Annotated in this window: 15 protein-coding genes; 5 read left to right on the forward strand and 10 right to left on the reverse strand. The window is 54.6% G+C overall.

Annotated features, from left to right (window positions below):
- Window positions 1-3: 3 nt before the first annotated feature.
- The 3 genes from SynROS8604_RS09495 to hisA all read right to left on the reverse strand — a co-directional run bounded on the left by SynROS8604_RS09495 (window position 4) and on the right by hisA (window position 3,019).
- Complete coding sequence (locus SynROS8604_RS09495) at window positions 4-1,653, reverse strand: DUF3685 domain-containing protein (RefSeq protein WP_186543804.1); 1,650 nt, start codon at window positions 1,651-1,653, stop codon at window positions 4-6.
- A 69-nt stretch (window positions 1,654-1,722) separates the two neighbouring features.
- The gene (locus SynROS8604_RS09500; protein WP_186543805.1) at window positions 1,723-2,154 is read right to left on the reverse strand and encodes a Fur family transcriptional regulator; all 432 of its coding nucleotides are present in this window, start codon (window positions 2,152-2,154) and stop codon (window positions 1,723-1,725) included.
- Window positions 2,155-2,248: 94 nt separating this feature from the next.
- Window positions 2,249-3,019 carry a 1-(5-phosphoribosyl)-5-[(5-phosphoribosylamino)methylideneamino]imidazole-4-carboxamide isomerase gene (gene hisA, locus SynROS8604_RS09505; RefSeq protein ID WP_186545923.1) on the reverse strand — a complete coding sequence of 257 codons (771 nt, stop codon included), beginning with the start codon at window positions 3,017-3,019 and terminating at the stop codon, window positions 2,249-2,251.
- 83 nt (window positions 3,020-3,102) lie between these two features.
- Between hisA and SynROS8604_RS09510 the strand changes: the two genes are divergently transcribed.
- Window positions 3,103-4,050, forward strand: a complete 948-nt coding sequence (locus tag SynROS8604_RS09510) for an NAD-dependent epimerase/dehydratase family protein (RefSeq protein WP_255444989.1) — start codon at window positions 3,103-3,105, stop codon at window positions 4,048-4,050.
- Here SynROS8604_RS09510 and SynROS8604_RS09515 read toward each other — a convergent pair.
- Window positions 4,016-4,564, reverse strand: a complete 549-nt coding sequence (locus tag SynROS8604_RS09515; RefSeq protein ID WP_186543807.1) for a CDP-alcohol phosphatidyltransferase family protein — start codon at window positions 4,562-4,564, stop codon at window positions 4,016-4,018. The two genes, SynROS8604_RS09510 and SynROS8604_RS09515, sit on opposite strands and share 35 nt — an antisense overlap.
- Window positions 4,565-4,595: 31 nt before the next feature.
- On the opposite strand from SynROS8604_RS09515, the gene SynROS8604_RS09520 reads away from it, so the two are divergent.
- Window positions 4,596-5,066, forward strand: coding sequence for a CBS domain-containing protein (locus SynROS8604_RS09520; protein WP_186543808.1), 471 nt, complete (start codon window positions 4,596-4,598; stop codon window positions 5,064-5,066).
- Here SynROS8604_RS09520 and SynROS8604_RS09525 read toward each other — a convergent pair.
- Window positions 5,063-6,250 (reverse strand): hypothetical protein, encoded by a 1,188-nt coding sequence (locus SynROS8604_RS09525; protein ID WP_186543809.1) that lies wholly within the window; start codon window positions 6,248-6,250, stop codon window positions 5,063-5,065. The genes SynROS8604_RS09520 and SynROS8604_RS09525 overlap by 4 nt on opposite strands.
- Between SynROS8604_RS09525 and SynROS8604_RS09530 the strand changes: the two genes are divergently transcribed.
- Window positions 6,209-6,802 (forward strand): L,D-transpeptidase, encoded by a 594-nt coding sequence (locus SynROS8604_RS09530; protein WP_186543810.1) that lies wholly within the window; start codon window positions 6,209-6,211, stop codon window positions 6,800-6,802. The genes SynROS8604_RS09525 and SynROS8604_RS09530 overlap by 42 nt on opposite strands.
- Before the next feature lie 15 nt (window positions 6,803-6,817).
- Window positions 6,818-7,096: a hypothetical protein gene (locus SynROS8604_RS09535; protein ID WP_186543811.1), complete on the forward strand. Its 279-nt coding sequence runs from the start codon at window positions 6,818-6,820 to the stop codon at window positions 7,094-7,096.
- Window positions 7,097-7,720: 624 nt separating this feature from the next.
- Here the strand turns inward: SynROS8604_RS09535 and SynROS8604_RS16240 are convergent.
- The 4 genes from SynROS8604_RS16240 to pdeM all read right to left on the reverse strand — a co-directional run bounded on the left by SynROS8604_RS16240 (window position 7,721) and on the right by pdeM (window position 10,940).
- Window positions 7,721-7,828, reverse strand: coding sequence for a DUF4278 domain-containing protein (locus tag SynROS8604_RS16240; protein WP_186543812.1), 108 nt, complete (start codon window positions 7,826-7,828; stop codon window positions 7,721-7,723).
- 579 nt (window positions 7,829-8,407) lie between these two features.
- Window positions 8,408-8,608: a hypothetical protein gene (locus SynROS8604_RS09545; protein ID WP_186543813.1), complete on the reverse strand. Its 201-nt coding sequence runs from the start codon at window positions 8,606-8,608 to the stop codon at window positions 8,408-8,410.
- Window positions 8,609-8,697: 89 nt separating this feature from the next.
- Entirely contained in the window at window positions 8,698-10,203 is a 1,506-nt protein-coding gene (locus SynROS8604_RS09550; RefSeq protein WP_186543814.1) for a hypothetical protein, read from the reverse strand.
- Entirely contained in the window at window positions 10,200-10,940 is a 741-nt protein-coding gene (pdeM, locus tag SynROS8604_RS09555) for a ligase-associated DNA damage response endonuclease PdeM (protein WP_186543815.1), read from the reverse strand. The genes SynROS8604_RS09550 and pdeM overlap by 4 nt, the downstream gene beginning before the upstream one ends.
- 299 nt (window positions 10,941-11,239) lie before the next feature.
- Between pdeM and SynROS8604_RS09560 the strand changes: the two genes are divergently transcribed.
- On the forward strand, window positions 11,240-12,304 hold the full coding sequence (locus tag SynROS8604_RS09560; RefSeq protein WP_186543816.1) for a transporter substrate-binding domain-containing protein: 1,065 nt from the start codon (window positions 11,240-11,242) through the stop codon (window positions 12,302-12,304).
- 8 nt (window positions 12,305-12,312) lie between these two features.
- On the opposite strand, the gene SynROS8604_RS09565 is transcribed toward SynROS8604_RS09560, so the two are convergent.
- On the reverse strand, window positions 12,313-12,549 hold the full coding sequence (locus tag SynROS8604_RS09565) for a CopG family transcriptional regulator (protein WP_186543817.1): 237 nt from the start codon (window positions 12,547-12,549) through the stop codon (window positions 12,313-12,315).
- Between the last annotated feature and the right edge of the window lie 38 nt (window positions 12,550-12,587).

Genomic DNA, 12,587 nt, shown 5'->3' on the forward strand with positions numbered 1-12,587 from the left:
GGATCAGCCTCGGTTGAAGCTGCGGCCCATCCCTTGAGCGATGCCTCGACCAACCAATCCAATAGCTCGACCGATCACTTGGGTCAGGACCAGCGCCAGCAGATTCCCCACCTTGCGCACGAAAAGTTGAACCTGAGGAGCCAGGGCATCTCGCGCTTCCAAAAGCAGCGCAACCTGTTGTTGCCACCAACCAAGACGACGCAACTCGTCGTCTCTGGGTTCCGTTAACAGGAGCGGTGCAATCGTTCCACCGTTGAGTTGGTACAGAAGCCGCTGGCTTTCGTAAAGGCGAATCGGACGTTGAATCCAGGTTTGCCAACGGGACTGGGTGTTGAGTTGGTTGCGTAGACGTTCCAACTCACGGGTGGAGATCAAGCGTTGATCGAGCAGGTAGCGCCTCAACTCAGGCCAGTCTCCGCAGACGCCAAGAAGCTCAGAACCAATCAGTTCCGCCGTGCGTACCAACCAATTGCTCACCAACGTTTCGAGCTGCAGCAAGGCACGGGGATCATCGGCAGGCAACAGTTGCCCATCCACCAGAACGGGCTGGTTGTCGAGAAAAGGGGCCAACATTCGCTTCGGATTGGGCAGTTCCTCGTCGCTGTCTTCGAGCTCTGTGTTGAGAAGCAGGTGATCGGCCACACCGCTTAATTCCTCGCCCATGGGAAGGCGTACGTAATGCCCCGCCATCGTGCAAAGAGCCTGCTGGCGCAATTCAGGTTGAAGAGCCTGCCAGTGCTCCGAGAGCGCGCGATCCGATCGTTTTTCAACGGAGGCTTGCTGATCAGAGCGCAACCTATGCAGCACCTCATTGAGCTGTCGCAAAAGGGCCAGCAAGAGTTCGCGTCGTCGTTCCGGCTGGAGACCTTCAATCGCCAGCATCTGCCCCGTGGCGTTGCTTAAGCCTCCAATCACCGCTGCTTCTAGACGTTGATGAATCGCATCCCAGACGGCGGCGCCATTCCTCTCTTTCAACTGAATCGAGGTTCCTGAAGGTTCGTGAAAAGGAGACGATTGTTGGAGAGGAACAGCACCGTCAAGACCTAATTGCAAGGGACCCCAAATCCAGAGCAACAGCTGACGGGCGCTGCGCAGTTCACGACAGCGCCCCTCCAGCATGAATCGCAACAGCGGATTCTCTGGAGGGGGATTCAACAGAACCTCGATCATGCGCAGGTCGTGATTGATTTGCTGCAGCCCAGTCCTCAACAACCAAGGACCCAGTCCTGGTGACGGGAACGGTGCAAACGTCTCGGAGCTGCGTTCCCAGGAACTGTGCGTTGTCAGTTCAACCACCCTGCCACCAGACAGCAGGGTTTCAATACCCTGCTGCAATTGCGCGAGATCAGGATCTTGAAGCAATCCTGCGCAGTCCAGAGACAGAAGCTCCGTGGGATCGCACGGAAGCTTGGCGGGAAGCAACAGCAAAAGAGGAGCTGATCCCCAACGGCTTTGAAGCTTCAAGACCTCAAGCTGAAGAAGGTCCGGTGAGGCAATCGATTCAATGGACCAGATCACCAGATCAGGTTGGCCATCCAGCTGATCCGTTGAAACAGAAATGACCAGCTCTTTATTGCCAGCCAGCCCGGACAAAAGAGATTCAGCAAGCAGATTCCTTGCGATAAGCAAAATCTTGTTTGGAATCCCGTTCACCGCTGTAATCCGTCCCGCACAAATGATCGCAAGGAAATGGTGAAGGAGCAAATGCTCCTGCAGGCGGGATCAATCGCCATCTAACGCTCTTGGACGCCCGCTGAGTTGAAGCGTGTAAGTCTCAATTGTGTAGCCAGTGCGCTCCTCGATTTCCCGGACGAGTTCATCAGGCAATTGCACATCGAGGTCTTCGATTCGTCCGCTCTCAAGGCAGGTGAGATGACTGTGTGGGTCGCTTCGATAGCCATAGAGGCGACCACTGGCCCGATCCAGACATTCGATCACGCCAGCTCTCTGAAGAGCTTCGAGATTTTGATACACCGATGTATGTCTAATCCTTCGTCCCTGATCATTCAATTTCTCAAAAATATCCTTCGCACTCAAGTGGCTGGCTTCAGTCCAAAGCAGATCGAGAACCATTCGCCTCTGCTGACTGAGGCGCATCCCAAGCTTTCGGCACAACTCAAAAGTGGCTTGCAGTCCACTGGAAGCAGCAGACATTTCCGAACTTTGATGCGTGCTATCGACCGCCACTAATGCAATTTTATTGATCGCATCTTAAAACCCTATTCAAGACTTCGTCGCAAACTTCGAATCAAGCAATTGTGCGGCTCTGCCCAAGAAGAGGGTCTTGAAGACGGCCAGCCGCCATGGCCTGGATGGCTTCATGCAAGTCGACGCGACCGTCATAAAGCGCTCGACCCACGATCACACCCTCCACGCCCAATGGTTCCAGGGCTAGGAGTGAAAGGAGATCTGCCATGCAGCCCACACCTCCAGAGGCAATCACTGGAACCGCACTCGCTTGAGCCATGGCGCGCAATGCGTCGAGATTCGGCCCAGCCAACGTGCCATCTGTCGCGATATCGGTGCTGATGATGGCCGCGATACCAGCCGCACTAAAACGTCTGGCCAGAGCTGTCGCTTCGACGTTGCTCTCCTCCACCCATCCTCGCGTGGCCACAAAACCGTTGCGTGCATCAATGCCCACCACAATTTTGTGAGGGTGACGGCTGGCAAGCTCCACCACCAACTCGGGCTTCTCAATCGCGACGGTGCCGAGAATGACCCGATCGAGTCCACAGCTGAGCAACTCTTCAGCCCTCTCCAACGAGCGCACTCCGCCACCCAGTTGCACGGGAATCGCTAATTCTTTGGCAATCAAGCGCACCGCTTGATCATTGATGGGCTCACCACTTCGCGCACCATCGAGATCCACCAGGTGGAGGCGGGTTGCTCCCTGTTTCACCCATTGTTGAGCCTGGGCCAAAGGGTCATCACTAAAGCGAGTGACCTGGTCGTAGTCCCCCTGATGCAGACGAACACAGCTGCCCTGCAAGAGGTCAATGGCGGGGATGATCTCCATGACGCCTGTGGCACGTTTCGCTCTCCCCATCCTGCAGGCCAGAGGGGCATGGTTCATGACTGCTGTTGAAGGGCCGCGCTTCAATGGCTGGGTTGAGCGGCTTGCTGATGAAAATTCTCGTAATGGGTGGCACCCGCTTTGTCGGGAAGCCATTGGTGGCAAGGCTTCAGGAGCAGGGGCATGCACTCACCCTGTTCACACGAGGTCGACTTCCCGCACCCGAAGGTGTGGAGTCCGTCCGGGGAGATCGCAGCGTTGATGCTGATCTCGACCAACTCAAGGGACGGACCTTTGAGGTGGTCATCGACAGCTCGGGGCGCAGTTTGGACGACAGTCGACGCGTTTTGGCCGTGACGGGCGCCCCAGCACACCGCTTTCTGTACGTGAGTTCCGCCGGGGTCTACGCCGCGTCGACGCAGTGGCCATTGGATGAAACAGCTGCCATCGATCCCGCCAGTCGCCATTCCGGCAAAGCTGACACCGAACAATGGCTGCAAGAGCAGGGGATTCCCTTCACCAGCTTCCGTCCCACTTACATCGTGGGGCCTGGAAATTACAACCCGGTGGAGCGTTGGTTCTTTGACCGCATCGTTAATGATCGACCGATTCCTCTTCCAGGATCAGGCGAAACCATCACCCAGATCGGCCATGCCGAAGACCTGGCTGAGGCCATGGCTCGCTCGATTGAAGTGGATGCCGCTAGCAATCGGATCTACAACTGCAGCGCCAGCCGGGGCATCACCTTCCGGGGCTTGATCGAAGCGGCAGCCGTGGCCTGTGGCCGCGACCCCAAAGGACTGGATCTACGCCCCTTTGACCCCAGCGGACTCGACCCCAAAGCCCGCAAAGCGTTTCCTCTAAGGCTCAGTCACTTTTTAACCGACACCACCCGCGTCAGGCGTGAACTGGCCTGGGAACCACGCTTTGATGCCTGTGCCTCGCTCGCTGACAGCTACCAACGGGAGTACAAGGATCAGCCCACGTCCGATCCCGACTTCAGCGCTGACCGGGCTCTGATCGGTGGGGCTTGAGATACCCCCAGGCTGACCACAGAGCCAACAGCAACGAGGGCCAAAACAAACCCACACCAACCAGTTTTAAACCCTGAACCAGGGATGGATCCCCCCAAAGGGGGGGCCAAAGCATGAGCGCAAGGCTGAGGAATTGAAGGATTGTTTTGGCTTTCCCCGCCATGGATGCGGGGGCCCCATCACGGCTGTCACCGCGCCACCCCGAGATCAGCAATTCACGGGCCAGCAAAAGCCAGACCGCCCAAACAGGAAGGATTCCCTCTGACGCCAACCAGATCAGAGGGGCACTGATCAACAACTTGTCAGCAAGCGGGTCCAAGCGAGCTCCCCAGGTGCTGCCTCCATCGGCTCGTCTTGCCAACCAGCCATCCGCTGCATCACTCCAACCTCCAATCAGCAATAACCACCAGGCCAAAGCGTCGTAATCCGTCGCCAGCGCGAGAAGCAGCGGGAGTCCCAACAGGGCTCGAGCCAAGGTGAGTCGATCAGCCCAGAGGCGCCAGGGAGAGATCAAGGCTCAGAATGCATTGAGATGCGTGGATTCCATGGTGCTTCAGCAGACGGTTAAGGAGGTGATGTCATCGCCCGTATTGACTGTGACACCAGAAACGGCATTAAAAGATGCCGTGAGTCTGCTGAGCGATCACCACATCAGTGGCCTGCCAGTGGTGGATCAGAGCGGAGTCTTAATTGGGGAGCTCACCGAGCAAGACCTGATGGTGCGCGAAAGCGGAGTTGATGCCGGCCCCTACGTGATGCTGTTGGACAGCGTGATCTATCTGAAGAATCCACTCAATTGGGACAAGCAGGTTCATCAAGTGCTGGGCACCACGGTGAGCGATCTGATGGGACGTGATCTTCACAGTTGCGCAGAGAGTCTTCCTCTGCGCAAAGCAGCATCCCTGCTGCATGAACGCAGCACCCAGCGCCTGATTGTGGTGGACGACAACAAACGCCCCGTGGGTGTTTTGACACGGGGGGACATCGTCCGAGCCTTGGCCTCAGGGCAGCCTTAACGAGACGCGAGTGGCGTGATTCGAATCGCCACTGGCTTGATGAAACGGAACTCCACAAAATCGCCGAGCGCTAGCTCGTCAAAAGCCTTTCCAGGCATTCGCTTGCTGACGTCGAGATTGTGAACCTTCCCGAATGGCCCGCGGAGACTCAAGGTGCGATCGGACCGCGAAATCCTCACCACTTCAGCGCTGCCTGTGGCCATCGCCACGCGCGTGCCCTTCGGAACGGGACCAAAGTCTCCAGCGATCTCCACATCCTGGCGCTCAAAACTCAGGGCTTTGATGGTGGAAGGGCGTAGTTCCACCACTAAGCCATCGAGAAGATCCACGGATATGTTGCTTCCAGGACGCAACCTCAACGTGTTGAGATCCACGGCTGACGTCACAAGAATGTTGTGCCCTTCGGGGCCTTCAATTTCCAGCACCTGCTGGTCTGGAAGAAGGCGGGTCACAGTGGCGTGGAGGTGGGTGATTTCAAACGACTCAAGAAGTTCCGCCTTCAGAGTGGTTCCAGACCGAAGCAAATCGGCGGCCAAGGGGGGCGTGAAAACAGAAGGGCCGCGCGCAGGAGTAGGGAGTTTGCGAACGTCTACGGCGACGGGCTGAACCAGGCGGAAATCAACGAACTCGCCAACCTTCAAATCCTCAAGCGGATCATTCTCTGGCGTCACTAAGACGTCGAGATTGTTGATGCCGCCAAACGGACCCATCAGGCTCAGACTTCCATCTTGACGATCAAGCTTGACCACCCTTCCCGTTCCTGAGGCAAGCGCGACACGCGTTCCTTTTTTCAACTTCCCCATATCAGTGGGAAGGATGATGTCTTCACGACTAAAGCTCAGCTCTTGATCTTGACTCGCCTCAAGGTCCACTAACAAACCATCGAGAACGGAGAGGCTCACCTCATCCCCAGGTTGTAAGCCGAGGGGCGCTAAATCCAGGCCAACCGTGTAGATCTCGGTGTGCCCCTCAGGATCCACAATTTCGATCACCTTCTCTTTGGACAGAGCTTCACTCACGGTGCCTGTGAGCTCCGTCACCTCAAAACCAGCCAGTTGCTTTTCAGTGAACCCAGCAAGAGCACGCTGAGGGGGAGTCAGCAAAGCTGACGCCAGCAAAGAACAGATCAGCAGCACTCGGCCATGGAGTTGGTGACGGGACTTCTGGCGCGATGGGCGGATCATTGGTTGAACATCTGTCGTGCAGAGACGGTAGCTCCCTATTTTGATGAGTCAAAATACGCAGAGTTTTACGAGCGCCGCATGTCAAGTTCTTGGGTGCGCCAAATGGCGCTTTGCATCGGTCTCGCTGTTGTCGCTTCAGCGACACAGCTTCCAGCACGCGCTGAGAAGACGATTGAGATCAGCTTGAAGGATCGCTACTTGAAGCTGCTGGATTCCGGGGTTGTGGTGGCTCGCTATCCCGTTGCGATTGGTGCGCCGGAATCACCGACGCCAGCAGGGAGCTACGAGATCACCCGCATGGAAGATGCGCCGGTCTATCACAAGAAAGGGAAAGTGATCGCTCCAGGTCCAAAGAATCCTGTTGGGGTCCGTTACATGGCTTACTTCCAGCTTGGGACTGGTGAATACGCCATTCATGGAACAGCCTGGCCCAACTGGGTCAATCTCAGAGCGGCTGTCAGCCTTGGCTGCATTCGCATGCTCAACAAAGATGTAATCAACCTGTTCAATCAAGTCGACGTCGGGACGCCCGTCGTTGTGACATCCAAATAACCACTCCATCAAGCCATGCATTTAAATCCACTTCTTCTGGTTGCGATTTCAGCCTGCATCGCCGCCCCCCTTTCAGCTCAGGGCTCATCAAGCCAAGAGTTGCCGGAGCAAACGTTTTTAGATCAAGTTGAAGCCCCTGGCCATGTGCTGATTACAGCCCGTGGTGCTGATGCGGTGAACGCTGAAGCCCGCCGTAAAGGCCTGAAATTTCCTGCCGTGGGCTATTGGTCTCCAGACAATGTGTGTTTCAGCAATCCCCCCAAAGGTGATTGCAATGGATTGTTCACCCGTTGATTCCCTCAGCAGCAGCTGAGAGCCTCAAAAGGTTGTACGAAGGGCAATCAGTGCTGAAGGTCCTTGGCTGCGCTCAGTTCGTCTCCCACGATTACCGCTAAAAACAGAGAGCACAACAAGCAATCAATATTCATCCAAAAAATAGACTCAACTAAAAACAAATGACTGCTGAAACGAATGCCAGCTGCAAGGTCTAATCCCAGCTTTGCCACTCCTTAATCTGCAAAAAAAGACTCCGCCATCACAAGCGAAGTCTTTATCGGCGTTCTTCTTACAAAGCTCGGAAGTGATGATCACCCACAACAAAACTTCCTTATATCTCCACCTTGTGCCCACTGAAAACATCTTCACCACCTAATGGCGCGAGGATGACGTCCTTTACAGATGGGGGCACTTTGCATTCAATGCCGCTTTTAATGCCATCTGGTTTTGCAAAACACCTCCACCAGCGATGTTTTGAAGTTGTTGTGGAGGTAATTCCCGCCGATGCACATACCATCTCGCAAATGCTTGGAGCAGACGATGACCAGCCTCAAGCCGATCTGTGATCTAGCTCACAGACGCTTAAGGCAATAAAAAACCCCCACCGATTCGGTGAGGGAAGCTTGAAGTGAACTCAATCAATCACTTGGCGTAAACAACGCCCCTGTAAATAAGATGGATTTTATTAGAAGCGATGCTCGATGCACTCTTAGCGGGTGCATACTGCTTGCCACGATAGGTCAAGGTCATGAGAGGTTCCTCAGAAAGACAGGCCCCCGTTCCTTGGCCTGGATTGTCTGCGCCTCGCAGATGGGGATACGAGGTGAACGTCAGGAGTAGATGAGCTACCACTCTTTTGTACCGATCAAGTCAACACAAATAGCGTTCAGAATGATACAAAGAAGGCGATTTTATGTGCCTTCTGAATACGAAACAAAACTGAAAGCTACACAGTCATTGTTCAAATCACTACAGAGTTTTCGTTCAAACCACGATTGTGTGCTTCAACGATACAAAACAAACAAAGGCCTCCACCCACAAGGGCGGAGGCTTAAGGCTCGCACCCAAACGCCAGCCCGGACTCATCGGGCTTTCTAACGCTTGGTTTAAGTCAAATCACTCAACTTGGTTGTCGTCTCAAGGAAGGCAACGAGAATTCAGTGTTAGAGAGCGAGCTGAGCAATGGCTTTGATTTGCTGCATCCATTGCGGACATTTCCATTCGGGGCTGAGGCATGCCTGCCCTGAATGCGGCATCAAGCCTCAAGAAAGATCAGGTCAAACAATCGCCGATCAAGGCATGGCAGATCAAGGCATGGCAGCAGCTCCCTCAGAGCAAGGAGGGGGCGGTCTTGGTCAATCCAACGAGATTGTCCAGATCCACTGATCGAAGAACGGCCTTCTCAGCCTGGGGGGAGAGGACCGCATGCACGACACCACCAGAGGCTTTCTCATAGCTGCAGACGTCAAACGCAGCTGGGTCTGATTCCACAGTGACGCGGGAGCCATCGCGGAGGAGGAATTGAGGCATTGATCTGATGAAGATCCCCAAGTTATCTCGTGCTGTCGGCCCAAAAGCCAGAGATGTCAGAGGATCCATTCCACGCGGTATCAGCAGCCTCAGGGCAAAGGCGGAGGAGGAAGCACTGGAGGAGGTGGTGCTCCATAGATGATGCTCTCCTGTTCATCAGCTGAAGACACCGGTTCCTGTTCCTTAAGCGCAGGGGCCGGAGGAATGGGCTGAGGCCACGCTTCCGGATCCTCTGGAAGGATCTGGTCCTCCTGAAGCAACACAGGTGGAGGTAAATCCGGAGGCAGATCGAAATCCCATGGCTGGGTCTCAGCATCTGATGGGAACGACTCGTCCTGATCGGCCTCCGCATCAGGCCGTTCTCGGAGCACAAGTGGGTCAGCAGTAATCGGTGGTTCCCGGAGCGGTTGCCTGGTAGGAAGCGTTTCGGTGACAGGCGTGGTCTGGTTGTGATCGAGGCGTGGTGAGGGCTTAGGTGCCCAGATCATGCGCGCAATCGGCTCAACACCTTGCTCCATGACACGGTTCAAACCAGCCAAGGCGCGGTCCATCAGCTGCCCTCCATAGAAAGAGGCGCAGTCCGATGGGCCTTCACAGCGCTTGCTGCTTTCGATCCGTCTGGTCAAGTCAGCCATCAGCCCACCTTTCAACGGGACGCGACGCTCACTCAATCGGAGCAAGTAAGGAACATGCACAAAACTGGTGGCGCCACCGCTAATCCAGTTGGCATCCTCCTCCGTGAAACCTTTCACCCCCGGAATAATCAGACGACTTTTGGATGCATGGTCGGGCATGTAGGCCGCCACAAGACCCCGCCTGCGGGCCAGATCCTTCGTCTGCTCCAGCGTGAGGCCATCCTTACTCATCAGCATTTCGATTCGGCCATCAGATTTCAAGCCGTAGACCATGCGAATGCGTGGCAGGTAGTAACGAATCCGTTGCCCCATGCTGATGCTGTAAGCCCCCTTGTAGCTCTCAGGTGGCTCCTCCAGGTCGTTGTAAATGCTGTGCAAACCGCCCACAAACATGTCGTAGGTCTTCGCCCGGGCGGGGGTTAATTCTCCGTATCCAAAGTCAACGCTTCCATCCTTGAGGATGCCAATGAAGGCCCGTTGCCTTGAGGCCGTTCTATTGCGTCCACGCCAGACCCTGCTCCCAAGTTTCAAGTCACCGAGTGGAACGGTGATTTCCTGCCCAAACTCATCGATATGCCGCTCGTACATCGGTCCAGAGACGTAGGCCAGAGCGGCGGTATCTTCAAAGGCATCCTGTTCGCGATCCCAGCCCTCAAGCAGGCCTAGGCGCACATCGCGAGGATCGAAATCAAGGGCATACACCTCATCGTCTGGTTGGTATGCAAAAGGCCCTGCTAAGGCATTAGACGTTTCAACAGGCTCGAGCTCAGGGGAGGTCTGCTTTTTTTCGGGAGTTCCGGGCGCAAGAGCAATCAGGCCCGCGAACACCGTGACTGGAATCACGACAATCAACCAGCGCTTGCGCCATAGGCGTGAACGCTGGGGCTGGTGCTTGCGCTTACGTTTCTTTTTCTGAGAGGAGGTGTCTGCAGAAGAAACTGACGTCCGATGTCGAATCACCGGACCAGCCTTCCTTTTCGAGCTCGGGATTCGGGGTTCTGCCAAGGAACGATGGTGCCCTCAGCCACCAGCCACTTGCGATCAAGCTGACCGCATTCATATCCTCCCGTCAACTCACCAAAGGATGGAATCAACATTCTTTCCTCAGTGGCGTCGTAGGCAAAGCAGGGAAGTCGAAGGCGATCACCCCCATAACTGAGGGTCGCAACAGGATGAATGTGCCCGCAGATATTAAGCAAACAAGCTTTTTGGCTGGAATGATCCGGTGGATGCTCAGGCTCATGGCTCAACCAAAGCTGTCCGAGTTGATAGCTCGGATGCTGAGGCATCCCCACGAGTTGACAGGGTCGATCGTGGTTCCCCCCCACCAGGTTGATGGCACAACCGGTGAGCTCAGGCAATGCCTTCAACGTCTCGCGAAGCGAGTGGGTCAAGCCAAGCGGACCATGAACCAAATCACCAAGGATGATCAGGGTCTTGGGCTTCACGCGTGCGCAGAGATCCAACAGTGGATTGAGCGTGCCGCGATCGCCATCACTGGGAAGGGGGATGCCGTGGGCTTGAAACACCTCGGCCTTACCCAAATGCAAATCGGCAATCAGCAGTTCACGCCCTTCAGGACGCCAGAGAGCTTTCTCAGGGAGCAACTCAAGCCGCTCCTGCTCCCAGGTCCAGGACGTGCCATACCCTTCTCGCGAAGGGACACCATTTCGTAATCGGCTCAACTCTGCACTCAAAAGGTGACCCCTTCACACCATCCTGACGTCTTCAGCAGGCCGGTCAAAGCCAGGAAAGCAGAAAGGATTTCTGCCAAGACCCTCCAATCCCACAGCACGGGTTTCCAACAGCCATTTGATTGCGGATATCACACATCCCTTGCTTGGGGAGTTCCCTGAAGACAGCTGTGATGAGAGTCTTTGGAGTAAGACGCATTGGATTGATGACCCTGGCATTGATACTGGCCCTCCTTGGATCGTTGATGGCCATGGGTTTGATTATTCGACGCCTTGAAAGGGGCTAACCAGACGAGGACACAGTGATCCGTACTCTTCTCTTAACAGGAATCGTCCTGATTTCGCTTCCCATTCAGGGATTCGCCAAAGAGTTGCGGGTGGGAGTTAGCGGATCCCCTCCCTTTGTGATGGAACAGGATGGTGTGCTGAGTGGAATCAGTATTGAAATCTGGAAAGACGTCGCCAAGCGTCTCGATCACCAGTACAAATTTGTTGTTCAGCCGAACACGAATGCAAATGTGCAGGCTGTCGCAGAGGGCAGCATTGATCTAGCCATTGGCCCCATCAGCATTACTCCAAAGCGATTAGCCAATCCAAAGATCGATTTCACCCAACCCTATTTCCATGGCTACGAAGGATTACTCATCCCCCAAAAGGCGCCAGGACTGATTGCACGCCTACGACCTTTTATTGGCTGGGCAGCATTGTCATCGGTTGGCATCTTGGTTTCTCTTCTATTCATTTTTGGAAATCTCATATGGGTGGCTGAGCGACGTAAAAACACGGAACAGTTTCCTCGTGAATACCTGCATGGCGTTGGGAACGGAATGTGGTTTGGGCTCGTCACGCTTACCACGGTCGGATACGGCGATCGGGCACCACTTTCAAAAAGTGGGCGCACAATTGCCGGTGTTTGGATGGTAATGTCTCTGGTAGCAGTTTCATCAATCACCGCAGGTCTTGCATCAGCATTTACATTGTCACTAGCGGAACTGGCACCTGCATCCATTCGAAACAAAGGTGATTTAAGGGGAAAACGAATAGCCATCGTAGAAGGAACAACAAGCTTAAAATGGGGGAGATTGTATGAAATCAATCCATTCCCAACCAAAAACCTAGACGAAGCAATCGAAACCTTAAAGGAGAGAAAGGTGGAAGGAATTATCTTCGACGAAGCCCCCCTACGACACTATCTCAAAGAAAACAAAGAGAGCCATTTGAAATTAGCCAACTTTCCACTAGCCGTCCAAACCTACGGATTCGTCCTACCAACGGGAAGCCCATTAAGGAATCCATTAAATATTGAGCTGCTAGGAATGGAGCGGAGTGGAGAAACAGAACAAATTGAAAACAGATTATTGGACTAGGAATTCTCTTATTGAATAACCGTGTGCCGTCTTAAACCATCTTCGATCAAAAATGTTGCCAAGCTGCTGCAGCTCCTCCCCTCCTTGAGAGCCTGCTGCTTGAGCCGATTCATAATGCCAGCCGGAAGCGTCACGTTAAGCCGCTCGGACGTGGCCGCCTCGGCCACTTGACCTGCGCTGATTGCAGAATCCCCAGGAAGGAGCTGATCCTGCAACTCATGCAGAAGACTTTCGAGGAATGACACAATTACGTTACGCAGACGATACCAAAGCGTACCGTAAT

This window comes from Synechococcus sp. ROS8604 (assembly GCF_014279655.1).
Classification (GTDB): domain Bacteria; phylum Cyanobacteriota; class Cyanobacteriia; order PCC-6307; family Cyanobiaceae; genus Synechococcus_C.